A 25,524-nucleotide genomic window follows, 5' to 3' on the forward strand; every position below is an offset into this window, starting at 1 on the left:
GCTGCTATTTAAGGACAAGAACATGAACCAACAAGACACCGCAAAAGCCCCGATCATCACCAGCATGCAAGTGGTTCCGGTGGCCGGTCACGATGGCATGCTGCTCAACCTGAGCGGCGCCCATGGCCCGTTTTTCACACGCAACATCGTGATCCTCAAGGACAACGCCGGGCACACCGGCGTCGGTGAAGTGCCGGGCGGCGAGCGCATTCGCCAGACTCTGGAAGATGCGCGCAGCCTGGTGGTCGGCAGCCCGATCGGCACCTATCAAAGGATTCTCAACCAGGTGCGCCAGACCTTCGCCGACCGCGATGCCGGTGGTCGCGGCTTGCAGACGTTCGACCTGCGCATCACCATTCACGCGGTGACTGGCCTGGAAGCGGCGCTGCTCGATTTGCTCGGCCAGCACCTGGACGTGCCCGTCGCAGCGCTGCTCGGCGAAGGCCAGCAACGCGACGAAGTGAAGATGCTCGGTTATCTGTTTTATGTCGGTGATCGCAACGCCACCGATCTGGCTTATCGCAGCGAACCGGACGCCAACAACGACTGGTTCCGCGTACGTCACGAGAAAGCCATGACCGCCGATTCCGTAGTGCGCCTGGCAGAAGCCGCCCACGCCCGTTACGGGTTCAAGGACTTCAAGCTCAAGGGCGGCGTGCTCAGTGGCGACGAAGAAATCGAAGCGGTCACCGCGCTGGCCGAACGCTTTCCCGACGCGCGCATCACCCTTGATCCGAATGGCGCCTGGTCGCTGAAAGAAGCGATCCGCTTGTGCCGCGATCAGCATCACGTCCTCGCTTACGCCGAAGACCCGTGCGGCGCGGAAAACGGTTACTCAGGCCGGGAAGTCATGGCCGAATTCCGCCGTGCCACCGGCCTGAAAACCGCGACCAACATGATCGCCACCGACTGGCGGGAAATGGGCCACGCGATCCAGTTGCAATCGGTGGACATCCCGCTGGCCGACCCGCACTTCTGGACGATGCAGGGTTCGGTTCGCGTGGCGCAGATGTGCCACGAATGGGGCCTGACCTGGGGCTCGCACTCCAACAACCACTTCGATATTTCCCTGGCGATGTTCACCCACGTCGCAGCTGCCGCACCGGGTGAAATCACCGCCATCGACACCCACTGGATCTGGCAGGACGGCCAGCACCTGACCAAAGCGCCACTGCAAATCGTCGACGGTTGCGTGCAAGTGCCGAAGAAACCGGGGCTCGGGGTTGAGCTGGACATGGATCAACTGGCCAAGGCCCATGAGCTGTACAAAGGCATGGGGCTGGGTGCGCGGGATGACAGCGTGGCGATGCAGTTTCTGATTCCGGGTTGGAAATTCGATAACAAGCGGCCAAGCCTGGTGCGCTAGTCGTCGGCACACCGCACACCTGTAGGAGCCGGCTTGCTGGCGATAGCGGTGGGTCAATCGACACATATATCGCCCGAACGGACGCCATCGCCAGCAAGCCGGCTCCTACAGGGTGAGCGGTGTTTGGGCGGCTTGCAAAAGCCACCCCTTGAACGCCGCCATCGCCGATGTTTCGGGCCGTGACTGCAAGCGGGTCAGCCAGTAGCTGCCGGTGGTGATGCCGATGGCGAACGGTTGCTCGATGACTCCCGCCGCCAGTTGCCGGGCGAACATCAACGGCGGCGCCAAGGCCACACCCGCACCTTGCAACGCCGCCTCCATCATCGCCAGCGAGGAATCGAAGACGATGCTGCGAGGCGGCGCGGCATGGGCAGGCAGGCCGGTGGCCTGAAACCATTCGGGCCACTCATCCGTGCGATAGGAACGCAACAGCGTTTGCTGCAACAGATCGTCCGGCGTGTGCAGTTGCCGGGCAATCTCGGGCACGCACAACACCGACAACGGCGCTTCGATCAACCTGACCGCTTCAATCCCGTGCCACGCTCCCGCGCCAAAGCGAATCGCGTAATCCAGCCCTTCAGCCGCCACGTCCACTCGATTGTTGTGGGTCGACAGGCGCAAATCTATGAACGGATGTTTCGCCTGAAAGTCCGCCAGTCGCGGCAATAGCCAACCGACCGCAAACGTCCCCACTGCGCCCACCGTCAACACCTCACGAAAATGCCCGCCTTCGAAACGCTCCAGGGTTTCGGCGATTCGATCGAAGGACTCGCGCAGCACCGGCAACAAGGTCTCCCCTTCACTGGTCAGCATCAGCCCGCGTGGCAGGCGTTTGAACAGGGTGACATTGAGCTGGGCTTCCAGGCTTTTGACCTGATGACTCACCGCGGCTTGCGTAACGCACAACTCCACCGCCGCCCGTGTAAAACTCAGATGACGCGCAGAGGCCTCGAAGGCGCGCAGTGCGTTGAGCGGTAATTGCGGGCGGATCATGCCAACTCCCAAATTTTTCTAATGGCTAAGCCGAGATATTGTCGTTTGTCGAAGCACGGCATACTGAATAGATTTGGCACGCCCAGCGACGGCCCGATTCATAAACCGCTCGGAGTGTAGCGGGTTTAATCATCAAATCTCATGGACAGCAGCTCAATCATGCACAACTCAACATTCGGCAAGGTCTTATCCTGCAGCGCTTTCGGACTGCTCCTCAGTGCAGGTTACTGCGTTGCCGGGAATCAGACTGACGCGCAGATCGAAGCCGCGGTGAATGCCGCGGTTGCCCCGATCATGCAGCAACAGAACATTCCCGGCATGGCCGTCGCGATCACCGTAGATGGCAAGCAGCATTACTTTAACTACGGCGTGGCCTCGAAGAAAACCGGCACGCCTGTCACCGAAAGCACCCTGTTCGAGATCGGTTCGGTGAGCAAAACCTTCACCGCCACCCTCGCCGCCTACGCCCAGGCCAGCGGCAAACTGTCCCTGTCGGACAAGGCCAGCCATGTCCTGCCGGCATTGCGCGACAGCGCGTTCGATCACGTCAGCGTGCTGCAACTGGGCACCTACACCGCCGGCGGTCTGCCGCTGCAATTCCCCGACAATGCGGATGCAGCGGACAAGATGCTCGGCTATTTCAAACAGTGGAAACCGGCTTACACCGCCGGCAGCCATCGGCTGTATTCGAACCCGAGCCTGGGATTGTTCGGGTATCTGGCAGCCAACAGCATGGGCCAGCCGTTTGATGAGTTGATGGAAAAGACTGTGCTGCCCAAGCTCGGCTTGCAGCACACCTTCCTCAAGGTGCCGCAGGATCAGATGGCGCTTTACGCCCAGGGTTACAACAAGGAAGACAAACCGGTGCGGGTCGAGCCGGGCGCACTGGACTCAGAAGCGTATGGCGTAAAAACCAGCGCCTCGGACCTGCTTCGCTACGTCGAGGCAAACATCAAACCCTCCAGCCTTGAAGCGCCGATGCAGCAAGCCATCGCCACGACGCATGCCGGTTACTACACGGTCGGCGACATGACCCAGGGGCTGGGCTGGGAGTTTTACCACTACCCGATCACCCTCGATAAATTGCTCGCCGGCAACTCGTCGCAAATGGCGATGGAGGCGCACAAAGTCCAGTGGCTGAACCCTCCGCAAGCTCAACCGGACAACGTACTGATCAACAAGACCGGCTCCACCGGTGGCTTCGGCGCGTATGTGGCGTACGTGCCCTCGAAAGACATCGGCATCGTGATCCTGGCCAACAAAAACTACCCGAACCCGGAGCGAGTCAAAATCGCCCATGCAGTGTTGAGCACATTGACTCAATAACCTACGAACCAACCTCTTGTAGGAGCGAGCCTGCTCGCGATTGCGGTGTGTCAGGCGAAAGGGATTTCGAATGTTACGGCCTCATCGCGAGCAAGCTTGCTCCTACAAGGGTCGGCGCAGGCAAAAAATGGGCGACCTGTTGAGGTCGCCCATTTTTGTTAGCGCATGGCCATCTACGCATTCAATCGTCAGGCATTTCCGGTGGCTTGGCAGGCTTCGCCGGTTTGCCCGGTTTCGCCCCCTTGGTGCCGTTAGGCGGTGCGGCCTCTGTGACGGGCGGCGGGGTGGGCACCGTGGCTTCTTTCTCGGTGGACGGCAACTGGTCGACCGTACTGAAAATCGTCTTCAGATCAACCGCGTCCGATTGCTCGAGTTTCTTTTCGCCGTCCTTGCCGACCAGAATCACCTTGGTCTTGGCCCCTGCTCCCAACTTGAGCGAACGGATCAAGGCTGCCGTGTCTTGTGGCCCGAGGTCTTTGCCTTCGCGCTGGCCCATCAGGTTGAGTACGGTGTACAGGACCATGTTCCGGTCGGTGAATTCCTTGCGATTGGCCGGCTCATCCAGCGACTTTTTCAGGCTGACCCACGCCGGGTCGACCGTGCTCGGCGCAATGACAATCAGCGGCCGGGACCTGCCCTTGTCCATGTCCAGCGGTGAGTCGCCATCGGCGGCGAGCAAGGGGCCGGCGAAAGCCAGCAGGGTTGTCAGGGTCAATGACCTGATGAGCATGCGCATCTCCTTTTGATATCCACGCTCTAATGATTGCGCATCGCGGCGTTCGTTCCGGGGTCGCACCGCAATTGTGTTTCGCCTTGACCCAAGCTTAGGTCAGGGCGGTCATTGCGCAACAGGCTGAGCTAATCTCAAGACTCGATATACACCTGAACCGCCGTGAGGATCCCGCCATGAGCGCTCAGCTGAATCACACCATTGTCTGGTGCCGAAACAAACAGATATCCGCGTCGTTTCTGGTCGAGATTCTCGGCTTGCCCGCCCCCGAACCCTTCGGGCCGATGTTGATCGTGAAACTCGAAAACGGCGTGTCGCTGGACTACTACGACAATGACCCGCCGATTGCCTCTCAGCATTATGCGTTTCTGGTCAGCGACGACGATTTCGATGCGGCGTTCGCTCGCCTGCAAGCCAGGCAGCAAGCGTGGTGGGCTGATCCCTGCAAACAGCGGCCGCAACAGATCAACGATTATGGGGGTGGCAGGCGCGTGTATTTCGATGACCCGGACGGGCATCTGCTGGAGATTTTCACCCGGGAATGACAAACAATGCTGCCGGGCATCTTAAGGATCTTCTTGCACCACAAAGGACGTTAGCCGCCTTATCAGCGGTGTCGCAAGTAACACGAATGGCACAATGGTCATCCAGGCAACCAGCCAGGCTTTTAATCCATACGACAGTAACTGGCTGGCCGAAAGGCTTGAAGGACTGGCTATGGCCGTAGCAATAGCGCAGGTGATTGCGGACTGGATCACCGCAGAAGTTCGCTGGCGAAATCGCCGATGGAGCTTGGGCATTTCCGGTACTCCCAGACGGCTGCGTCGCAAGTGGCGAGCAGCCGGCTTGCATGGACCTTACTTGGCTTGGAGCAATTCAACAGTCTGCGCAGTCGTCAACAGAGCGTTGGCGATGTAACGGAAGTTGATCAGCGCGGCCAGGTAACCATCCCCTTCCGGGGTGGTCGGGCCGGCGGTAGCGTCACGCACCACGGCCACCTCGAAGCCTTGCTCGAGTAATTCACGCAGGTGCGACTCGACGCAAAGGTTGGCCGCCATACCCGCCAGAATAATTTGCGATACACCGTGCTTGCGCAGTTGCAGCGCCAAGTCATTGGTTTCCGGGCCGTAGACCTTGTGTGGCGAAGCGATGATGGTTTTGCCGTCGAGAATGTACGGCTTGAACTCGGGCATGAAGTCCGCACCGGAGTTCTCGAAACCGTCGAGGGTCAGCGGGCCCTTGCGATCGAACATGCAGATGGAGTGCATGACCTTTTCCAGCGGCCCGCCGAATTTCCACTCGTGGTCGCACGGATAGTAGTAGTGCGGAGAGACAGCGACCGTGATGCCCGCACCTTTGGCGGCTGCGAACAACTGACCGAGGTGATTGACCACATCGTGTTCGACGATGCTCTTGCCAAACACATCCCAACTCACACCCTCAGGGCTGAGGAAATCGATTTGGGGGTCGATGACGACCAGCGCAGCGCGGGAAAGGTCAATTTTCATCCCTGGATTTGGCAGCGCAGGGCTGGCTGGATCTGCGTAATGTGCGAGGCGTGTTGTGTCGTTGCTCATGCCAATAGACTCCGATCGTGGGTAACAAAGTTGCTCTATGCCATGGCGCCCCTGCGGGCCGTTGCTTACCATCGGCGAGAACATCATGCTATCCCCACCTTCTGATCCGACTTTGTCAGCACGTACAGAGTCTTTATCTGGTCGTCGCTATCATGGATATCCTGTCCGAATTCTTCGAACGCACGAACCTTCAGGGCAGGCTTTTCTTCTCTGGCCGGGTCGATGGCACTCTTGTCCTCGATAAGCCGCCAGGTATGGCGTTCATCCATGTCATCAGCCAGGGCGGTATCGACATGGTTCAGCCTGGGTTACCAAAGATCTCCATTGCCGAGCCCAGCGTGCTGTTCTGTCCGAGCAGTTGCCGGTATCAACTGCGCTCCAATACGATCGAGGGGGCAGAACTGATTTGCGCCTCATTTCAATTTGGGCGAAACACACAACACCCCTTCCCTCTCGGGCTCAAAGAAACCCTGATCTTCCCATTCAGAGAGCTGGAGAATCTCGACCCGGTTATTGGCGCGTTACTCGCCGAGTTTCGGGATCAGGAGGCTGGAAGGACCAAAGCGCTGAATCTGCTGTTGGAATACATATTTGTCCTGATCGTGCGACGCGCCGTTGCAGACGGACTGATATCCAGTGGATTGCTCTATGCCCTGCAGGATGGGCGCCTCGGCGCGGTGTTCAACAGCATCCATTCAGTGCCGGATGAGCTTTGGACCGTCGAGAAACTGGCGAGCCTGGCGAACATGTCCAGGTCGAAATTTTCTGCCTGCTTCACTCAGATAATGGGGCAGTCGCCTATGGGGTACGTCACCGCATGGAGGATGAAGGTGGCTCAGGACATGCTTCGTGATGGTGTTCAGATCAAGGTGATCGCCGAGTCGGTCGGTTACAGCTCGCAGGCGTCTTTTTCGAAAAGCTTTCTGAACGTCATTGGCTGCCCTCCAGCCGAGTGGCTGAAACGCGATGCCAGTGCAGAAGCCCCCTTGGTGACCGCACACGTGCAGCCTGCACAAGATTTTCTGGCTTCACAGGCGTAACAGAGCAAGGATCGCCGAACCCAAGCGCAGTCTTTATGACTACTCGACGTGTCATATCGACTCTTTCCAGCCGTTGTATATATGACAACACACAATCATATCTTGTTGATATATAACAACAAATAAACTGGCACGATTCATGAAATAGTTTTGGAAATGCCTCCAAAGCAGGAAATCATCATGTCTCGTTCCATCCCCCTCAGTTTTACGCTTTGCCTGTTGCTCTCACCTGTGTGCATGGCCGATCAGGTCGTCCGTGAGGTGCCTGATACCACCGCTGGCAAGGGCGCCGGTGCCGTGACCGGATTGATGGTCGGCGCTGTGGGTGGCCCGATTGGAGCGCTGATCGGTGCCGGTGTCGGATTCTTTGCCGGCAGCGCGGTTCAGGAAGCGGCCGGTCTCACGGAAACCGCTTATGAAGTGAAGGACGCCCAAGGCGAAATCAGCACTGTTCGCTCGCCCAATGCCCACTTCGAACCAGGTCAGCAAGTGACGCGCAAAGGCCCGCGCCTGGTGCGTCAGGACAGTTGATCCTGCCATCACCACGAACTCCTTCTTGGGATCCGGCCATGGGTCGGTTCCTCTTTTTTTCTCGTTTTCGAGGGTGGACGAGCCGCATCTCGTCTGCCCTTTTTTCTTACACCGCGCTTTATCCTTAAAGGCTGCGGAACACCGTAAACAGCTTCTTGATGATAATCATCGCAATGAATACTCATCGATCTAACGATAGGTATCAGCCGCAAAAGCCGCTTCATCTAAGGCAATGCAAAAAACAGCAACTTCATAGCCGGTTGTCAGACAAACATGGATAAGCATCTAACACACAAGCACTTTTATTTACTTTCCTGACCATTCGGCCAACAAAGACAGCAAAAATTATCCTCGTCGTCACGTTTAAGCATTTCAATTCAACACTACTTTCTTATAAAATTCCCCGCCTTAATGGCCCCTGGCCAGCAACCTCGGAAAAGCGGCTCTCTCTCCCTTGAAAAGAAAAGCCCGGCGACACCTTGTTGCGACTTTTCCTGACATCATCCGGTACAGCTCCGAACACTGAATTCCTTTCGTACAATCATGAACTGCCAGCCAGGCACTTTCTGCCTGGATGCTCCCTTTACTAACGTTTCCCTATCTGTCCGAGACAGAGGAGGATTATTTGCTTCGCAAGCTTGCACTGCCTTATGGTTTGAGGACGATCCTGACGACTGCGCTGGTATTCCAGTGTGCAACTTTAGTCCTCAGCTTATGGTTAGTGAGCAGCAACCAATCGAGCATTGGAACCCTATCAAGTGTCGCTGTCGATCAAGTCGACGCAGTGGCAGAAACTGTTCAACACTTGATGGAGGCACGCCTCTCCCTGTCGCGAGCCAACACCCGCATCGTACTGTTTAATAAAATTCCGCATGAAATGGTGCAACACGCCCGCACGGAATTGACACTGGCGAATAAATCGTTTGACCGCTTCCTCACACACACAAAGGTTGATGAAGAAAACCACATCCGAGTCCAGGCTTTAAAAGACGTGTATTCACGTTATGTGGAGGTGCTCAATCAACTGGTCAAGTACACGGGCGCTGGCGACGTCCAATGGGCACTCGCTCAGCCGGTACAGGACATTCAAGAGCAACTCCTTCTGGAACAAAAAAACTTCATAAAATACGGAAACAGCATCAGCCAGACTTCACTTCAGTCCATGGGTGACCGATTTAAAATATACATCGCCGCCGCTGCAATAATACTTCTCATGGTATTAGCAACAACATTCTTCCTGCTGTACATCATAAAAAAAGTAGAGAAGAGTCGACTTCTAAAAATTGCCGTCAATCGAACTGACAGTGCAATTATCGTGACCAATCCGGACAGCATAATTACCTATGTAAACGAGGGTTTTGTGCGCATGCTGGGTTATGAAATATCAGACCTGGTGGGGAAAAAACCGGACGAGGTATTTTATGGCCGCCATACGGATCAGGAAGCCGTCCTTTCTTTCAGAAACAGTATCCAGAAAGGACAAAGCCATACCACTGAATTACTGGTCTACAACAAATCAAAGAATCCATTATGGGTACGCGTAGTCGCCAATCCGGTGCTCGACCCACAGGGTGTTCAGCAGGACGTCGTGGCTATTGTGACGGACATCACCGAAGCCAAGATGAACGACGAGTTGCAGTTCAAGGTCCTCAGTGCCATGGCCCGCGAAGAGCCACTTCCCGACATCATGAAGTTGATTTGTCTGGAGATAGGTCGTATCGCTCCTGAAATCGGCGTTTCAATAAGACAATTTGATGAGCAGGGCTGCCTTCCACTGGTGGCGGAATTCAACCTGCCGGCCGGGTTGATTCAGTCACTGGAAAGCCTTGCCGAAAGGTCCATCCTGAAAAAAATGGACGTGAAAGAAAGCATGATGCTGAACTTCACTGACCCTGCATCGGACCAGGGCGATTGCATCGATCACAAGCTCTCGCAATCGTTCGGTTTCACGGCCGGCTGGGTTAACACCATTCGCTCCAACAACGGACGTTGTTTAGGCACATTTACCCTTTACTACCGTGAAAATCACCTCCCTGCGGTCCAACATCACCGGCTGCTTGAAACCAGCCTGAAGCTGTGCGCACTCGCCCTCGAGAGGGACAGCTTTATCAACGATATTGAACGACTGGCCTATTATGACAGCCTGACGATGTTGCCCAATCGGCGACTGTTGATGATGAAAGCAAACTCAATGATTGCCAATGCTCAGCGCTCGCAATCATCAATGGCCGTGTTGTTCATCGACATTAATAAGTTCAAGCAAATCAATGACTCACTTGGGCACGCCGCCGGGGATTTGCTTCTGTCTGAAATAGCCAGGAGGCTTCAGGGTTCTGTGAGGGGCAATGACTTTGTCAGCCGGCTTTCAGGAGATGAATTCGTCATTATTCTGTCTCCCTCCAGCGCTGAACAGGCGATTGCCTTTTCAGAAAGAATGCTCAGCAAACTATCGGAACCCATGATGTTGGCCGATGTAAAAATTGCGCCCTCGGCCAGCATTGGTATTGGTATTTATCCAGACCACGGTAACGACATTCACTCGTTGCTTTTGCATGCCGATCAGGCGATGTACAAAGCCAAGTCCGCAGGCCGCCAGGCAATTGAAGTGTTCGACCAGGTGATCAACGATTCAACCAATGACGAACTGACACTGAGCCTGGCCCTCGAGAATGCCCTGGAGTCCAATCAGCTGACGCTGCATTACCAGCCCCAGATAGCGCTCGACGACAACCAGCTTTTTGGTGTCGAGGCACTTGCCCGCTGGTGTCATCCGGAGCTTGGAAACATCCCTCCAAATCGATTCATCCCTTTGGTGCGCGAGGCAGGATTGATGCCCAAGCTCAATCAATGGGTACTCACCGAAGCCTGCCGGCAGATGGCTCAATGGCGCGACTCGGGACTTGCCGTGCCTCGTATGTCGGTAAACATCTTCCCCGTCGCCTTTCGCGACAGAGCCATTATTGATCTCATCCAGTCTCTGCTGACAAAGCATGGGCTCTTACCCTCCTGCTTGACGCTGGAGGTCACGGAAGACTTCATACTGGACGCCACCGACAATGTCATATCGGTCATTACCGAGGTCCGTCAATTAGGCGTCAGCTTATCCATTGACGATTTTGGCACCGGTTACTCCAGCCTGAGCTACTTGCTGCGACTGCCCGTGGACACCATCAAGCTGGACAAGAGTTTTATCGACGATATCGAAAAAAGCGAAAGTGCCCGGACACTGGCACAGTCGATTGCCGGGATCTGCAAGAGCTTGCAATTGAACATTGTCGCCGAAGGTGTTGAAACCGATGCGCAACTTGAAATCCTTCGAGGCCAGGGATACCAGATAGCGCAAGGTTATTGTTTCTCGCGCCCTTTGGCCCCTCAGGATTTGGCTCAATGGATCCGCGAGAGATTCCTTTCCAGCGATGATAGCGAACGCTACCGAATCTCGGCTCCCAGGAGCCTGCTGTGAGATTTCAAGGGAAGTCGTACAGAACCTAGAACGCCAGTTTGTAGCCGATCAGCACCAGCATCGTCGCCAGGCACGGGCGCAACACCTCATCCGAGATGCGGCCGGTCAGGTGGCTGCCCAGGTAAATCCCCGGCAGCGAACCGACCAGCAAGTAGCCCAGCACATGCCAATCCATGTTGCCCATGCTCGCATGGCCGAGACCGGCGACCAGGGTCAGCGGTACGGCGTGGGCGATTTCCGTGCCGACGAGGCGGCGGGTAGGCAACAGCGGATACAGAATGAACAGCGCCACGGTGCCCAGGGCGCCCGCGCCGATGGAGGTCAGGGCGACCATGGTGCCGAGGATCAGGCCGGTGATCACGGTCAGCCCATTCAAGCGTTTGCCGCTTGGGTTGTAGGTGCCACCGGCGCGTTTGTGGGCGAAGTCGAGCAGGCGTTTCTTGAAGAAAATCGCCAGTGCCGTGGCAAACAGGACGAAGCCCAGCGCCTGTTTGATGATGGCGTTCATCGCGTCGGGGGACGTTTGCAAACTGCTCAGGAACCACAACGTCAGCGCCACGGCCGGCACGCTGCCGAGCGTCAGCCAACCGGTAATGGCCCAGTCGATGTTCTTGTTCTTGCGATGTACCAGCACACCACTGGATTTGGTAATCGCGGCGTACAGCAGGTCCGTACCCACCGCTGTCGCCGGATTGATGCCGAACCAAAGCAGGATCGGCGTCATCAGCGAGCCGCCGCCCACGCCGGTCATGCCGACAATGAACCCCACCACCAAACCTGCCACAACCAAACCGAAGTTAACGAAATCCATTAACACGCCCACAAAAACGCATGAAAAAACTGGCCCGCAGCATAGCGATTTTTCTTATAACTACTTATATCGATGCGGTCTATCGTTATTCCTTCATGCGCACTCCCTGTAGGAGCCGGCTTGCTGCGGGCGGCGTTCCGACGATTACGGTGTGTCAGTCAAATCAATGTTGCAGATATACCGCTATCGCCAGCAAGCCGGCTCCTACAGGGTCGGGGTTTACTGGACGGGGAGGAAATTGAGGAACAACAGGCTCTGTGCGTAGTTCAGGCCGATCCGCCGGTAGCGCTCGTCCAGCATCTGGGTCAGCAGGTCCAGGCGCGCGACGATCTTGCCGAACTCCACGGCAAAACTCAGGTTGCTGCCCTCCTCCGAGATCTCGTTGGAAAACAGCAAGGGCTCGCCGTTTTTGTTTTGCCGCTGGCTGAGGATCCAGGTGGCTTTCTCGATGTTGCGCGCGGCGTTGCTGACGAAGACCGGGTTGATCGCATCGGTCATGTAAAACTCCAGCCGATTGCCGTGAGCGGTGACCAGCATGCTGCCGATGGCGTAGATGAAAGCGCCGACCCGGTCGCCGAGGAACTCCGGGCTCATGGCGTAATTCAGCGCCGCCAGATCCTTCTTGCCCCCCAGCGTCGGCAGCGGTTGTTGCTGTTCGATGGCCAGGCGCACCTGTTTGCCGGCGGTGCGGGCGTCGAGGAAGCCGGACTTCTTCAGCTCCTGCGGGTTGCGCAGGTAGAGCTTGCCCATCAGCAGGTAAAGGCTGTCGAGGTTGTCGCGCATCGCCAGGGTGGCCATGCGGTCGACGCTGGTCTGGAGGAATTCCTGGGGCCTGCCTTCACGAAACTGGCTGACGATGTCCCGGCCCTGCTGCTGACTGCAACCGGTCGTGAAGAGCATCGACAGAACGGCGAGCAGCAGGCAATGGCGGCGGATGTGCACAGCGGTGAGGGGTAAAACTCGGGCCATGGGTGCTTGAACTTGGGCATGGGCCGGCAGAGGGGATCGCCGCAGGCTGACCAAGGGTAGAGCCGTGGATTGCGAAAAAGTGCAGAACCTGCAGTCCGCCCTTTCCCAACAAAGTGAAGGGGATCACTAATTAGTCATACTTTTTAATTGAAACGCCGCACGATTCAGCTATAAATCCTTCCATGTCGAATTAACAATCGATATTTAGTATGACTACTTTAAAAACAATAAAAAGGAAGGTAACCCATGCTTCACTCCAGATACCCGCACTACGCCCTTGGGCTGTCCCTGATGATCGCCACCCTCACCGCCCAGGCCAATGGTCTGTCCAGCGAACATAAAGCCTTCGGCAAAACCAATGACGGCACAACCGTCGAACAATACGTGTTGCGTAACAGCCACGGCATGCAGGCCACCGTGATCACCTACGGAGCGACGCTGCAGTCGCTTGCCGTGCCGGACAAAAACGGCAAGCTCGAAGACGTGGTGCTCGGCTTCGACAACGTACAGGGCTATCAGAGCGGCAAGGCCTACTTCGGCGCGACCATCGGGCGCTTCGGTAATCGCCTGGCCAACGGTGCGTTCGAAATCGATGGCAAGCGCTTTCAGGTGCCGCAAAATGACGGCTCGAATTCACTGCACGGCGGCCCGCAGGGTTTTGACAAACATGTCTGGAAAGCCAAACCGGCGAAGGGCAAGGATTCAGTGGGCGTGACGCTGACATACCTGTCGGCGGACGGCGAAATGGGTTTTCCTGGCAACCTGACAACCGAGGTCACCTACAGCCTCAACGAAAACAACGAGCTGCGCATTGAGTACAAGGCCTCCACCGACAAACCGACGGTGCTGAACCTGACCAATCACAGCTACTTCAACCTGGCCGGCGCGGGTAACGGCGACGTGTTGCAACAGGTCGCAACCTTGCACGCCAGTCACTACACGCCGGTCAACGGTAAGTTGATTCCTACCGGCGAGCTGGCTCCGGTGACCGGTACGCCGATGGACTTCACCCAACCCACCGCCATTGGCAAACACATCAAGGCGGATCATCCGCAGCTGAAATTCGCCGAGCCGAAACAGGGTGGCTTCGATTTCAACTGGGTGCTGGATGCCAAGGGGGACCTCGGCAAACTGGCTGCCGATGTCAGCGACCCGCAGTCCGGGCGTCGTTTGCAGCTCTATACCACTGAGCCTGGCGTGCAGTTCTATACCAGCAACTTCCTTGATGGCTCGGTCAAGGGCAAGGCCGGCAAGACTTACGCACACTGGAGCGCGTTCACTCTGGAAACCCAGCATTACCCGGACGCGCCCAATCAGCCGAACTTCCCGTCTACGCGACTGGATCCGGGCAAGACGTATACCCAGAGTACTGTGTTGAAGTTTTCTGCTCGGTAAGACGTTGGGGGGGGGGCATCAGCGCTTGGGTGAATATCCATTATTTCGGTGATGGCTGATCGTGGTTTCGCCCTTACGGCGAGTCACTTGGAGAAGCGCCAAGTAACCAAGCGCTCTTGCCCCTTTCGTTCGGTGGCTCGCTAATGCTCGCCATGCCCTCGCTCCGGTCCTGCTCCGTGGGCCCGCCGCCATCGGCCATCCATGGCCGGGGGCGGCTAACCCGGCATCCATGCCGGGTTGCCCACTGCGCAGAACCTCCACTCGGCCTCTCGAGGGGGCGTGTACCTCAAGATCAAAAGCTGAAGGCGAGCTAACGCTCGGCCTGATGAGTGGTGAAAAGCGAAAGCAAACGCGATTCCCTGTAGGAGCGAGGCTTGCCCGCGAAAAGCGTCCGGACGGCGCGTTCATTCAGACAGCCCGCGTTATCGTTGACACCTACAGCCCGGGGAACCCATGGGCTATTCTGCTGCCAACCGAAGTATCGACCGAATGACATCAAGGAGCTTTGCATGCGGACTCTAGAACTGGCCGGCCTCAACGTACCGGTTATCGGCCAGGGCACTTGGCGCATGGGGGAAGATTCTGCTCGACACCACGAGGAAGTCGCCGCGTTGCGCCTGGGCATTGAGTTGGGCATGACCTTGATCGACACCGCGGAAATGTACGGCGAAGGGGGCGCCGAGGAAGTCGTCGGCGAAGCCATTGCCGGCCTGCGCGACAAGGTGTTTCTGGTCAGCAAGGTGTATCCGCACAACGCCAGCCGCAAGGGCATCCCCGAGGCCTGCGAACGCAGCCTGCGGCGGTTGAACACCGATTACATTGATTTGTACCTGCTGCACTGGCGCGGCCAGTACCCCCTTGAAGAAACCGTTGAGGCATTCGAACGCCTGCGCGAGGCCGGCAAGATCGGCCGTTGGGGCGTGTCCAATTTCGACGTGGATGACCTGCAAGAACTGGCCTCCCCGGCCTGCGCCACCAATCAAGTGCTCTACAACCTTGAGGAGCGTGGAATAGAATTTGATTTACTGCCGTGGAGCCAACAGCATCGTCAGCCATTGATGGCGTACTGTCCCATCGGCCAGGGCGGGAGTTTGCTCGCTCACCCGACACTCAAGCAGGTGGCCGCCCGTCACGCGGCGACACCGGCCCAGGTAGCCTTGGCATGGATTCTGCGGCAGGATGGAGTCATTGCCATCCCCAAGGCGGTCCGACCTGAGCATGTGCAACTGAATGCGCATGCCGCGCAATTGAAGCTTGTAGCCGGGGATCTGGAGGCGCTGGACCACGCGTTTCACGCGCCACACCGCAAACAGCGACTGGCCATGGTCTGAGCCATCGCGGTTCTGTCAGAGGGCTTCTCATGAGAAGCACCGATCAGCTCGACGTCTTTGATCTGCAACGCTTTCTACGGGCGCAGGACCCGGTATTCGAACGGGTGAAAAACGAGCTCGTTGCGGGCCGCAAGCGCAGTCACTGGATGTGGTTCATCTTTCCGCAATTCATCGGCCTGGGCGGCAGCGAAATGTCGCAACGATATGCCATTCACTCGGGAGAGGAGGCTTCGGCGTACCTCAAGCATGCGCAGCTGGGCCCACGGCTGCGCACCTGCACGCAGTTGGTGCTGGATATTCCGGAACGCTCCATCATCGAAATTTTCGGCCATCCGGACAATCTGAAGTTCCGCTCGTCGATGACCCTGTTCGCGCAGTTCGCCCCGGATGACAGCCTGTTCCAGCAAGCGCTGATGCGGCACTTCCATGGGATTCCGGATGACTGGACGTTATCGCTGCTGGACTCAAAACAGGCCCAACTGCCCCCCAATCAGGGTTGAGAAATCGTCATCCACGAACGGCAGAATCGCATCCGCCACCGGTTGCAGCTGCCGGGTGACGTAATGGTCGTAGTCGATCGGCGCGCTACGGATCTCCAGCGGCTCGGGCCCGGCGACGGTGATCACGTAGCTGATCCAGCCGCCGTTCTGGTATTGCCGCGGACGGCCCTGTTGATCGTTGTAGTCGTCGGCGATCCGCGCCGCGCGAACATGCGGCGGCACGTTGCGTTCATAGTCATCCAGGGTCCGGCGCAAGCGCTTGCGGTAGATCAGGCGATCATCGAACTCGCCCGCCAGGGTCTTGCGCACGTACTCGCGGACATAATCCTGATAGGGCTGGCGATGGAAGATCCGCGTGTACAGCTCTTGCTGGAATTGCCGGGCCAGCAGCGACCAGTCGGTGCGCACGGTTTCCAGCCCCTTGTAGACCATCTCGTCAGTGCCGTCGTCACGCGTGACCAGCCCGGCATAACGCTTCTTGCTGCCCTCCTCGGCGCCGCGAATGGTCGGCATCAGAAAGCGCTTGTAGTGGGTTTCGAACTGTAACTCCAACGCGCTCTGCAGCCCGTACTCCTCTTGCACATGCACGCGCCACCATTGATTGACGTGATCCACCAGCGCGTGGCCGATCTGCGCCGCTTCCTGCTGACCGTGGGCGCGGCGCAGCCAGACAAACGTCGAGTCGGTATCGCCATAGATCACTGTGTGCCCCTGGGCTTCGATCAACTGGCGGGTACGCAGCATGATTTCGTGCCCGCGCAACGTGATCGACGAGGCCAGACGCGTATCGAAGAAACGGCAACCGCTGGAGCCGAGCACGCCGTAGAAGGCGTTCATGATGATCTTCAGCGCCTGGGACAACGGTGCGTTGTGTTCGCGCTTGGCGGTTTCGCGGCCCTCGGCGACCCGCGCGACAATGGCCGGCAGGCAGTGCCGGGTTCTGGAAAAAAGCGCCCCGCGAAAACCGGGCACGGATTCGCTGTCCTCGGGATGCTTGAGCCCTTCGATCAGGCCCACCGGGTCGATGAGGAAGGTGCGGATGATCGATGGATAGAGGCTTTTGTAGTCGAGCACCAGCACCGATTCGTACAGGCCCGGCTGCGAGTCCATGACAAATCCGCCGGGGCTGGCCTGTGCAGGCTTGCTGCCGAGGTTGGGCGCAACGAAACCCTGGCGGTGCATCAACGGCATGTACAGGTGCGTGAAGGCCGCCACCGAACCGCCACTGCGATCCGCCGGCAAACCGGTCACGCTGGCCCGCTCCAGCAGGAAAGTGAGCAATTGGGTCTTGGCGAAAATCCGCGTGACCAGTTCGCAGTCCTTGAGGTTGTAAGTGGCGAGGGCCGGTTTGTCCTCGGCGAACATGCGGTTGATTTCGTCCATGCGCTGGTACGGCGTGCTGATCGACTTGCCCTCGCCGAGCAGGGTTTGCGCGACGTTTTCCAGGCTGAACGATGGAAAACTCCAGGTCGCCGAACGCAGGGATTCGATGCCGTCGATGATCAATCGCCCGGCGGCCGAGGCGAAGTAATGGTTGCGGCTGCCGTGCTCGCGCCACTGCATTTCCTCACCGCCGCGCCCCAGTTTCAGCGGCACCGCCAGGCGTCGGGCGTGTTCGTGAAGCACGCGCAAATCGAACTGCACGACGTTCCAGCCAATGATCGCGTCAGGGTCGTGCCGGGCGAACCATTCGTTGAGCTTTTTCAGCAGCAGGGTTCGCGACTCGCAATACTCGAGCTGGAAGTCGACCTTGCTGTCGTCGCCGTTGGGCGGGCCGAGCATGTACACCTGACGCTCGCCGCAGCCTTCCAGCGCGATGGAATACAGATCGCCCTGAGCGGTGGTTTCGATGTCCAGGGACACCAGCCTGAGCGTCGGTCGATAGTCGGGATCGGGTTTCATCTGCGCGTCGAGCAGCAGGCCTTCGGCATCGGGTGTGCCACCGAAGATCACCGGCGCGGTGATGAAGCGCTCCATCATGTAGCGTTCCGGGGGGCGTACGTCGGCCTCGAACATCTCGACGCCAGCCTTGCGCAGCGCGGTTTCCAGGCGCATCAGTTGACCGTGTTGCTGGCAATACAGGCCGAGCACCGGGCGATGTTCGAAATCCAGCAGGGCCAGGGGTTTGAGCTCGACATTTTTTTCGCCGTGCAGCACCTGCTCAGCCTGCTCACGCTGCTCGGCGGGGATGAACGCCACCGACGGTTGATGCGGCAGGCGAATACGCTGGGGACCGGTGTCGGTCGCCAGCCAGAACTCGACTTCCGTACCGGCCGGGGTATCGCGCCAATGCCGGGTGAGGACGAAGCCCCGCTGTAAATCCACCACTGCAACCTCACCTCTGATTCAGAGCGCAATTCTACGCGGCATTGCGGGGGATAACAGCGAACGCCTGGATTGGAATGAACCCTTGTAGGAGCTGGCTTGCCGGCGATAGCGCCCGTTCAAACGATAAATACGTCGCCTGACCCACCGCTATCGCCGGCAAGCCGGCTCCTACAAGGTCGGTGGTGTGTTCGAAAATGAGAGGTTTATCGAAGAAAAACGGCTGAATGGCGTTTTTTGCGCGTTATCTGCCGTTTTCTGCCTTGCCCTCGGCGCTCGGGTCTACGATTCTTCAAGAACAACGACAACACCCGAGAAGCCACCATGAAAACCGTCGCCCAACTGCTCAAGTTGAAAGATCAGAAAAATCAGGAAGTGCACCAGATCAAACCCGATCACATGGTGCTCGAAGCACTGATGAAGATGGCCGAGAAGAACGTCGGTGCCTTGCTGGTGGTAGAGAATGACGAAGTGCTGGGCATCATCAGTGAACGTGATTACGCACGCAAACTGGTGCTGCATGGCCGTTCTTCCGTGGGCACGCCGGTCCGCGACATCATGGTGTCGCCAGTCATCACCGTAGACACCCATCAAACCGTCGATACGTGCCTGAGCATCATGTCTGACAGGCGCCTGCGTCACCTGCCGGTGGTGGAGAACGGCAAGTTGATCGGCTTGCTGTCGATCGGCGACCTGGTCAAGGAAGCGATTGCGGAGCAGGCAGAACTGATCCGCCAGCTGGAGCAGTACATTCGCGGCGAGTAATGCGAGCCCTGTAGGAGCGAGGCTTGCCCGCGAAAGCGCCGACTCAGTCAATGAACGTGTCGCCTGACCCAACGCCTTCGCGGGCAAGCCTCGCTCCTACAGGGGATTGCGGTGTTCAGGACGGCCAATGCCGCGCAAAGACCGGCGCCAACGTCGGGTGCCGGTCGATTCGCTCAAGCCAGGCGAAAAAACCGGGCCGCGCACTGCGCAAATGCTCCCGGGTGCCCGCCCACCGCGAGATCACCGCCGCCAATACATCCAGCGCGCCGGGCGTCTCATCGCCCAGGTACAACTCGCCCGAGAACTGATCGGCAAACACCTCCCAACTCCAGTGCAACCGTTCGCGAGCACCGGCCATGAGGTTGTCACGCGAGGGTTTGTCCGCCACGAGCAACCAGCGCTCGGGGTAATCGATGATGCCGATCGCCGCATAACAATTGGTGACGATGTACACCAGCCCCCGGATCGCCTGATCGCGCTCGGCGGCATCTTTCGGCAGCAGTTTCGACTTGGGAAACGTCAACCCGAGATGAATCAAGATCGCCGCACTTTCGGTGAGAACGCTGCCGTCAGGCAGTTGCAGGGTCGGAATCTGCTTCAGCGGGTTGATCTTCTCCAACGCGTGGGCCGCCTCGGTGGATAACTCGACGTCGATGAAGCGGTAAGGAATCTCGCACAGCTCCAACGCAGCTTCGATGGCGGCGGCGCCGGAGTTCTGGTGTCCGTATAGCTGATACATATCGCGCTCCTGGCGAGACGAACAGGTAGTCGGTAGACGAGCGGGCAAAGGTCACGTTCCCTGCCATTTGGCGGATCGATGCAGGTAAGATGCGCGACCCCGGGGCACTCTTCCAATACCCCCGCAGCTCACTTCAAGGAAAGAACATGCGCCAACAGGATGGCCAACGCGCCGCACTTTTTCGTACCGTCGGTTTCATTCTGGCCTGCCTGGCGCTAAGTGCCTGCTCGCCAAGCGACCACTCGTCATCGGCCAGTCTAGCCGGTGAACAAGGGCGTGGCGGGGCCATGCTCGCCTATGAACACGAATTGCAGCTGTTGCTGCCCCAGGCGGAAATCGCCCCGCGTTTGCAGGCCACCCGTGAGGCGTGCGAAACCGCACGCTTCGGCGCCTGCAACGTCTTGCGCATCGAGCAAGGCGCCGGCCGCGCCGACATCACCCTGCGCATTGCCCCTGCCGGCGTCGAGCCGTTGGTGGCGATGGCCGCCGAGGGTGGCGAACTGGGTCAGCGGATCACCAGCGCCGAAGACCTCGCCGATGCCGTGGACGACACCCGCCGACGCCAGGAACGACTCAAGGCCCAGCAGCAACGCCTGGATGAACTGGCGACCCGCAAAGACATCAGCGTCACCGACCTGATCACCCTGAGCAAAGAGCAGGCCGGGATCGAAAACGATCTGCAAGCCCTGGCGCAGATTGCCGCCGGGCACCAGCGGCGTCTGGACACCAATCGGGTCACGTTGTCGTTCCTGCCGACCGGCGCCAGCAGTCGCTCGTCGCACTTGAGCCAGGCGTTCAGCAACTTGCTCGACAACCTGGCCGAAGGCGCCGCCGATGCACTGGAAAAAACCAGTTACGCCCTGCCCTTCCTGATCCTCGCGTTCCCGCTGTTCATGCTGTGGGTCTGGTTGTGGCGCAAGTTCGTTCGGCGTCGGACCTGAGCCGGGCGTCAACCGCGCTCCGCCTGCCGACAACTCAACCATCACGCCTACGCACGGGGAGTTACCTGCTCCATCACTGCCGTCGATGTTCACCATCACGTCAATGAAGTTCTCATAAAAATTGTGCGGCGTACCATCAGCTCCATACCAAACAACTACACCCCGGAGCACACCACCATGAAACGCCAACTCTTCCTCAGCATCGCTTTCTCGGTTTTTGCAGTTAACGCTTTTGCCGCTTCGTCCGCTCACCCGGTTGTCGCTGAAGGCGGCTCGGATCGGTTGATTGAAAGCCGTGTGGCTGAGGGTGGTTCGGATCGTTTGATCGAAAATCGTGTGGCCGAAGGTGGTTCGGATCGTTTGATCGAAAATCGTGTGGCCGAAGGTGGTTCCGACCGTCTGATCGAGAATCGCGTCGCCGAAGGTGGTTCCGACCGTCTGATCGAAAACCGTGTCGCCGAAGGTGGTTCCGACCGCCTGATCGAAAACCGCGTTGCCGAAGGTGGTTCCGACCGTCTGATCGAGAACCGCGTTGCCGAAGGTGGTTCCGACCGCCTGATCGAAAACCGCGTCGCCGAAGGTGGTTCTGACCGTCTGATCGAAAGCCGCGCTGTATGAATGAATGGCTTTGCAGCAACACTCGACAAAAAACCCGGCCTTACACGCCGGGTTTTTTTATGCATTTTTTGAGACCGGTCACTTCCCCGCCAGCGCCATGCAGCGCTGATAACGCTCGTCGACTCGCTTGGCAAACCACGCCGTGGTGAGTTTTCGGGTGATTTTCGGGCTCTGCAACGCAATCCCCGGCAATACCGCTCGCGGCAATGAACGGCCTTCGGCCTTCTCGGCCAATTCGAAAACCCGCTGATACAACGTGCTGTCCTCGAACTCGAGGCTTTTGCCCTTCTCCAGTTGATCCCGAATCGTCGGATTGCGCATGCCCAGTTGCTTGCCGAGGGTGCGCACGGCCAGTTCCGTGGTGCCGGGCATGATCGAGTCGTAGCGCACCAGATCACCGTCCAGCGCCAGAGGAATCCCCGAAGCACGGCTCACCGCATTCTGAAATGCGGCGTTTCGACTGGCGTACCAACCGGCGTTGAAATCGGCGAAGCGGTACAGCGGCTGCTTGTAGCTCACCGGATAACCGAGCAAGTGGGCGATGCCGAAATACATACCGCCGCGACGGCTGAACACTTCATGCCGAATCGAGCCGTCCACCGGGTACGGATAACCCCGCGCCTGCTGCTCGGCGAAGTCGATGCTGACCTGCATCGGCCCACCGGTGTGCACCGGATTGAAACCACCGAACAGCGTGCGGCCCATGGGCACCCTGCCGATGAAATCATCGAAGATCGCGCTCAATTCCTTTTCACTGCGCGCGGCATTCAATCGGTCGCTGTAGCTTTTGCCGGTGCTGGAACGTATTTGCAGCGCACCGCTCACCAGCAGGCCGGGGATGTGGGCTTTGGCGGCACGGCGGTCGACTTCCTCTCGGGCGATCTTGCCCAGGCCCGGCACCGGCGGGTCTGCCTGAAAGGTCGACTCCTGCTCGGTGACCGCCAGTACGGAACACAGATTTTGCGTAGAGGGATAAATGTTCTGCGCAGCAAACGCCGCGTAGATGTCCGTGGCCCAGCCTTGGCGATCAACGGTTTTCGCCGGCAGCAGGCGCACGATCTCGGCCTTGACCTCTTTGGGTGTGCGGGCCGGGGCTTCCTGGGTGCGCTGAGTCCCGCAACCGGCCAGCACCAACAGCGCCGCGACGCTCGTGATCAATCGATTGGCTTGCATGGCGCTCCATCAGATCCGTTGAACCGGGTTAACCATACGATCAATCGCATGGCGCAGGCTATGACTGTGCCGGCGACACACTGTTCCCGGCACAGACACACTGAACGGTGGGAGCCGGCTTGCTGGCGATGGGAGCACCGAGGTGCATCAGGATGAGCGCGTTATCGTTCATCGCCAGCAAGCCGGCGCTTACAGGGTCTTTTCCGTTGGGCGGGCTGTCTGACGGCCCTCTTCGGCTGAACCATACTTGAGCCAAGACGCCAGGGGAGAACAGGCGCATGAACCGTAGCGACGTACTGATCATCGGCGCCGGTCCCACCGGTCTGGTGCTCGCGCTGTGGCTGAGCAAACTGGGGATCCGCGTGCGGATTATCGACAAGACCTCGGCCCCCGGCACCACTTCACGGGCGTTGGCCGTGCAGGCGCGCACACTGGAACTGTATCGCCAGCTCGACCTCAACGAGGCCGTGATACACAAAGGGCATCGCGTGGCGGCGGCCAACTTCTGGGTCAAGGGCGAACCCGTGGCGCGCTTGCCGTTGGGCCGGATTGGCGAGGGTCTGACGCCGTATGCATTCCTGGAAATTTTTCCCCAGGACGAGCACGAACAATTGCTGATTGAACGCCTGGAAGCCTTTGGCATCCGGGTCGAGCGCAACACCGAACTGGAGAGCTTCGAAGAAACCGGCGATGGCATCACCGCGCGGCTGCGCCTGCCCGATGGTCAAGAGGAAACCTGTCAGGCCTGTTACCTCGCCGGCTGCGACGGTGCCCGCTCGCGGGTGCGCAAAACCCTCGATACCGGATTTCCCGGCGGCACCTACCAGCAGATTTTCTACGTGGCCGACGTGCAGGCCAGCGGGCCGGCGCTCAATGGCGAGCTGCACCTGGACCTCGATGAAGCAGACTTTCTCGCGGTGTTTCCCCTCGCCGGCGAAGGTCGCGCGCGGTTGATCGGCACCGTTCGCGACGAACGCGCCGAGCACGTGGAAACCCTGCGATTCGAAGACGTCAGCACCCGCGCCATCGAACACTTGAAAGTGCAGATCGAGCAGGTGAACTGGTTCTCGACCTACCGTGTGCATCATCGGGTGGCCGATCACTTTCGCAGCGGTCGCGCGTTTCTATTGGGCGACGCGGCCCATGTCCACAGCCCGGCGGGCGGCCAGGGCATGAACACCGGCATCGGCGATGCCATCAACCTCGCCTGGAAACTCGCGGCCGTGTTGAGCGGCGGTGCTGCCCCGCATCTGCTCGACACGTATGAAACCGAGCGCATCGCCTTTGCCCGCAAACTGGTCGCCACCACCGACCGGGTGTTCAGTTTTGTCACCGCCGAAGGACGCATGGCAGATTTGCTGCGTACCCGTCTGGCGCCGTTCCTGCTGCCGAAAATGGCTTCGTTCGAGGCCTCCCGGGAATTCCTGTTTCGTACGGTGTCGCAGATCACCCTCAACTATCGTGGAATGCCATTGAGCACCGGCGTCGCCGGGCACGTTCACGGAGGTGACCGCTTGCCGTGGGCACATGATGGTGAAGGGGATAACTTCGGGCCGCTGAAGTGCCCGAACTGGCAGGTGCATGTGTACGGCGACACCAGCGACGAAATGATTGCCTGGTGCAATGAACATCACTTGCCGTTGCATGTGTTTGACTGGCGACCGGCGTTTGAAACATCCGGCCTTGGGCGCAACGGGTTTTATTTGTTGCGGCCGGATACCTACGTGGCGGTGGCCGAGTCGTGCTCGGATCCGAAGGTGATCGAACGGTACTTCCGGGATCGCGGGATACGGCCGTATTTTGGCCCTCACTGATTCACCCAATCCAATTGTGGGAGCGAGACCGGCTTGCCGGCGATTGCGCTGTGTCAGAAACATCCATTGCGGATGTGACACCGCTTCGCGAGCAGGCTCGCTCCCACAGGGAGTTGTGAGATGTTCAGATCCCGGCCAGGGCCAGGTCCATCGCGAAGTAGGTGAAGATCAAATCCGCCCCCGCCCGTTTGATCGCACCGAGACTCTCGCGCACCACGCGGTCCTCATCGATGGCCCCGGCCTGTGCGCCGAACTTGATCATCGCGTACTCGCCGCTGACCTGGTACGCCGACAGCGGCAGGCGCGAAACCTCGCGAATGTCGCGGATGATGTCCAGGTACGCGCCGGCCGGCTTGACCATCAGCGCGTCGGCGCCTTCCTGCTCGTCCATCAGCGATTCACGCACCGCTTCGCGGCGGTTCATCGGGTTCATTTGATAGCTTTTGCGGTCGCCCTTGAGTGCGCTGCCGCCGGCTTCGCGGAACGGGCCGTAGAGCGCCGAGGCGAATTTGGTCGAATAGGCCATGATCGCGGTCTGGGTGAAACCGGCGGCGTCCAGCGCCCGGCGAATCGCCTGGACCTGCCCGTCCATGGCCGCCGACGGCGCGATCACATCGGCACCGGCACGGGCTGCCGCGACGGCTTGTTTGCCGAGGTTGATCAGGGTCTGGTCATTATCGACTTCGTGGTTGTGCAACACGCCGCAGTGACCGTGGTCGGTGTATTCGCAGAAGCAGGTGTCGGACATCACGATCATCTCCGGCACCGCGTCCTTGGCGATGCGCGCCATGCGCGAGACCAGGCCATTGTCGCTCCAGGTGTCGCTGCCGCTGCTGTCCAGATGATGGGACACGCCGAAGGTCATCACCGACTTGATCCCCGCACGGGCATAGCGCTCGATCTCGCCGGCCAGTTTCGATTCCGGAATCCGCATCACACCGGGCATGCTTTTGATCGGCACGAAGTCGTCGATTTCTTCCTCGACGAAAATCGGCAGCACCAGATCGTTCAAGCTGAACTCGGTTTCCTGGAACAGGCTGCGCAGGCTCGCATTGCGGCGCAGACGGCGTGGACGTGCTTCGGGGAACTGACTGGACATGGGGTTTCCTGAAAAATC

At 58.7% G+C, this 25,524-nt stretch carries 23 protein-coding genes; 13 read left to right on the forward strand and 10 right to left on the reverse strand.

Translation table 11 applies throughout. From position 1 onward, the window contains the following. The first annotated feature begins 22 nt into the window (after nucleotides 1–22). Nucleotides 23–1,366 (forward strand): glucarate dehydratase, encoded by a 1,344-nt coding sequence (gene gudD / locus K5R88_RS11520; protein ID WP_226299978.1) that lies wholly within the window; start codon nucleotides 23–25, stop codon nucleotides 1,364–1,366. 105 nt (nucleotides 1,367–1,471) lie between these two features. Here gudD and K5R88_RS11525 read toward each other — a convergent pair whose 3' ends face one another. After that, entirely contained in the window at nucleotides 1,472–2,359 is an 888-nt protein-coding gene (locus K5R88_RS11525) for a LysR family transcriptional regulator (protein WP_226299979.1), read from the reverse strand. A 159-nt stretch (nucleotides 2,360–2,518) separates the two neighbouring features. Between K5R88_RS11525 and ampC the strand changes: the two genes are divergently transcribed. Next, nucleotides 2,519–3,685 (forward strand): class C beta-lactamase, encoded by a 1,167-nt coding sequence (gene ampC, locus K5R88_RS11530; protein ID WP_226299980.1) that lies wholly within the window; start codon nucleotides 2,519–2,521, stop codon nucleotides 3,683–3,685. Between the two features lie 181 nt (nucleotides 3,686–3,866). On the opposite strand, the gene K5R88_RS11535 is transcribed toward ampC, so the two are convergent. Further along, the gene (locus K5R88_RS11535) at nucleotides 3,867–4,415 is read right to left on the reverse strand and encodes a DUF4174 domain-containing protein (protein WP_223481773.1); all 549 of its coding nucleotides are present in this window, start codon (nucleotides 4,413–4,415) and stop codon (nucleotides 3,867–3,869) included. Nucleotides 4,416–4,591: 176 nt separating this feature from the next. Here K5R88_RS11535 and K5R88_RS11540 point away from each other — a divergent pair, with 176 nt between their 5' ends. Further along, on the forward strand, nucleotides 4,592–4,960 hold the full coding sequence (locus tag K5R88_RS11540; RefSeq protein ID WP_226299981.1) for a VOC family protein: 369 nt from the start codon (nucleotides 4,592–4,594) through the stop codon (nucleotides 4,958–4,960). Nucleotides 4,961–4,981: 21 nt separating this feature from the next. Here the strand turns inward: K5R88_RS11540 and K5R88_RS30915 are convergent, their stop codons facing one another. Beyond that, on the reverse strand, nucleotides 4,982–5,215 hold the full coding sequence (locus K5R88_RS30915) for a DUF2798 domain-containing protein (protein WP_081500232.1): 234 nt from the start codon (nucleotides 5,213–5,215) through the stop codon (nucleotides 4,982–4,984). A gap of 57 nt (nucleotides 5,216–5,272) precedes the next feature. Continuing rightward, on the reverse strand, nucleotides 5,273–5,992 hold the full coding sequence (locus K5R88_RS11550) for a cysteine hydrolase (RefSeq protein WP_226299982.1): 720 nt from the start codon (nucleotides 5,990–5,992) through the stop codon (nucleotides 5,273–5,275). Between the two features lie 152 nt (nucleotides 5,993–6,144). Here K5R88_RS11550 and K5R88_RS11555 point away from each other — a divergent pair, with 152 nt between their 5' ends. The 3 genes from K5R88_RS11555 (at nucleotide 6,145) to K5R88_RS11565 (ending at nucleotide 11,026) form a co-directional block, all read left to right on the forward strand. Then, a complete protein-coding gene (locus K5R88_RS11555) occupies nucleotides 6,145–7,032 on the forward strand; it encodes a helix-turn-helix transcriptional regulator (protein WP_223437031.1) in 888 nt (295 codons plus the stop codon). A gap of 180 nt (nucleotides 7,033–7,212) precedes the next feature. Then, nucleotides 7,213–7,563 (forward strand): hypothetical protein, encoded by a 351-nt coding sequence (locus K5R88_RS11560; protein ID WP_226299983.1) that lies wholly within the window; start codon nucleotides 7,213–7,215, stop codon nucleotides 7,561–7,563. A gap of 625 nt (nucleotides 7,564–8,188) precedes the next feature. Beyond that, nucleotides 8,189–11,026 carry an EAL domain-containing protein gene (locus K5R88_RS11565; protein WP_226299984.1) on the forward strand — a complete coding sequence of 946 codons (2,838 nt, stop codon included), beginning with the start codon at nucleotides 8,189–8,191 and terminating at the stop codon, nucleotides 11,024–11,026. A 25-nt stretch (nucleotides 11,027–11,051) separates the two neighbouring features. Here K5R88_RS11565 and K5R88_RS11570 read toward each other — a convergent pair whose 3' ends face one another. Together K5R88_RS11570 and K5R88_RS11575 are read right to left on the reverse strand one after the other, a co-directional pair. Continuing rightward, the gene (locus tag K5R88_RS11570; protein ID WP_008033636.1) at nucleotides 11,052–11,837 is read right to left on the reverse strand and encodes a sulfite exporter TauE/SafE family protein; all 786 of its coding nucleotides are present in this window, start codon (nucleotides 11,835–11,837) and stop codon (nucleotides 11,052–11,054) included. Nucleotides 11,838–12,056: 219 nt separating this feature from the next. Further along, nucleotides 12,057–12,806 carry a hypothetical protein gene (locus tag K5R88_RS11575; protein ID WP_008044104.1) on the reverse strand — a complete coding sequence of 250 codons (750 nt, stop codon included), beginning with the start codon at nucleotides 12,804–12,806 and terminating at the stop codon, nucleotides 12,057–12,059. Nucleotides 12,807–13,052: 246 nt separating this feature from the next. On the opposite strand from K5R88_RS11575, the gene K5R88_RS11580 reads away from it, so the two are divergent. From K5R88_RS11580 to K5R88_RS11590, 3 genes are all read left to right on the forward strand, one after another. Next, complete coding sequence (locus K5R88_RS11580) at nucleotides 13,053–14,201, forward strand: aldose epimerase family protein (RefSeq protein WP_223437037.1); 1,149 nt, start codon at nucleotides 13,053–13,055, stop codon at nucleotides 14,199–14,201. Nucleotides 14,202–14,710: 509 nt separating this feature from the next. Beyond that, nucleotides 14,711–15,532 (forward strand): aldo/keto reductase, encoded by an 822-nt coding sequence (locus K5R88_RS11585; RefSeq protein WP_226299985.1) that lies wholly within the window; start codon nucleotides 14,711–14,713, stop codon nucleotides 15,530–15,532. Between the two features lie 29 nt (nucleotides 15,533–15,561). Continuing rightward, nucleotides 15,562–16,032 (forward strand): DUF1810 domain-containing protein, encoded by a 471-nt coding sequence (locus K5R88_RS11590; protein ID WP_008034513.1) that lies wholly within the window; start codon nucleotides 15,562–15,564, stop codon nucleotides 16,030–16,032. Here the strand turns inward: K5R88_RS11590 and K5R88_RS11595 are convergent. Continuing rightward, a complete protein-coding gene (locus tag K5R88_RS11595) occupies nucleotides 15,997–18,357 on the reverse strand; it encodes a DNA polymerase II (RefSeq protein WP_226300259.1) in 2,361 nt (786 codons plus the stop codon). The two genes, K5R88_RS11590 and K5R88_RS11595, sit on opposite strands and share 36 nt — an antisense overlap. A 324-nt stretch (nucleotides 18,358–18,681) precedes the next feature. Here K5R88_RS11595 and K5R88_RS11600 point away from each other — a divergent pair, with 324 nt between their 5' ends. Continuing rightward, complete coding sequence (locus tag K5R88_RS11600; RefSeq protein WP_226299986.1) at nucleotides 18,682–19,122, forward strand: CBS domain-containing protein; 441 nt, start codon at nucleotides 18,682–18,684, stop codon at nucleotides 19,120–19,122. Between the two features lie 115 nt (nucleotides 19,123–19,237). Here the strand turns inward: K5R88_RS11600 and K5R88_RS11605 are convergent, their stop codons facing one another. Then, nucleotides 19,238–19,861: a glutathione S-transferase gene (locus K5R88_RS11605; RefSeq protein WP_223452434.1), complete on the reverse strand. Its 624-nt coding sequence runs from the start codon at nucleotides 19,859–19,861 to the stop codon at nucleotides 19,238–19,240. A 146-nt stretch (nucleotides 19,862–20,007) separates the two neighbouring features. On the opposite strand from K5R88_RS11605, the gene K5R88_RS11610 reads away from it, so the two are divergent. Together K5R88_RS11610 and K5R88_RS11615 are read left to right on the forward strand one after the other, a co-directional pair. Then, nucleotides 20,008–20,802, forward strand: coding sequence for a DUF4349 domain-containing protein (locus K5R88_RS11610; protein WP_207286206.1), 795 nt, complete (start codon nucleotides 20,008–20,010; stop codon nucleotides 20,800–20,802). A 177-nt stretch (nucleotides 20,803–20,979) separates the two neighbouring features. Continuing rightward, nucleotides 20,980–21,420, forward strand: coding sequence for a phage infection protein (locus K5R88_RS11615; RefSeq protein WP_145316151.1), 441 nt, complete (start codon nucleotides 20,980–20,982; stop codon nucleotides 21,418–21,420). A gap of 78 nt (nucleotides 21,421–21,498) precedes the next feature. On the opposite strand, the gene K5R88_RS11620 is transcribed toward K5R88_RS11615, so the two are convergent. Next, nucleotides 21,499–22,593, reverse strand: a complete 1,095-nt coding sequence (locus K5R88_RS11620; protein WP_226299987.1) for a DUF1615 domain-containing protein — start codon at nucleotides 22,591–22,593, stop codon at nucleotides 21,499–21,501. 278 nt (nucleotides 22,594–22,871) lie between these two features. Here K5R88_RS11620 and K5R88_RS11625 point away from each other — a divergent pair, with 278 nt between their 5' ends. Then, nucleotides 22,872–24,407: an FAD-dependent oxidoreductase gene (locus K5R88_RS11625; RefSeq protein WP_226299988.1), complete on the forward strand. Its 1,536-nt coding sequence runs from the start codon at nucleotides 22,872–22,874 to the stop codon at nucleotides 24,405–24,407. Between the two features lie 124 nt (nucleotides 24,408–24,531). Here K5R88_RS11625 and hemB read toward each other — a convergent pair whose 3' ends face one another. Beyond that, nucleotides 24,532–25,506, reverse strand: coding sequence for a porphobilinogen synthase (gene hemB / locus K5R88_RS11630; RefSeq protein ID WP_008045200.1), 975 nt, complete (start codon nucleotides 25,504–25,506; stop codon nucleotides 24,532–24,534). Between the last annotated feature and the right edge of the window lie 18 nt (nucleotides 25,507–25,524).

The organism is Pseudomonas sp. MM213 (assembly GCF_020423045.1).
GTDB classification, from domain to species: Bacteria; Pseudomonadota; Gammaproteobacteria; order Pseudomonadales; family Pseudomonadaceae; genus Aquipseudomonas; species Aquipseudomonas migulae.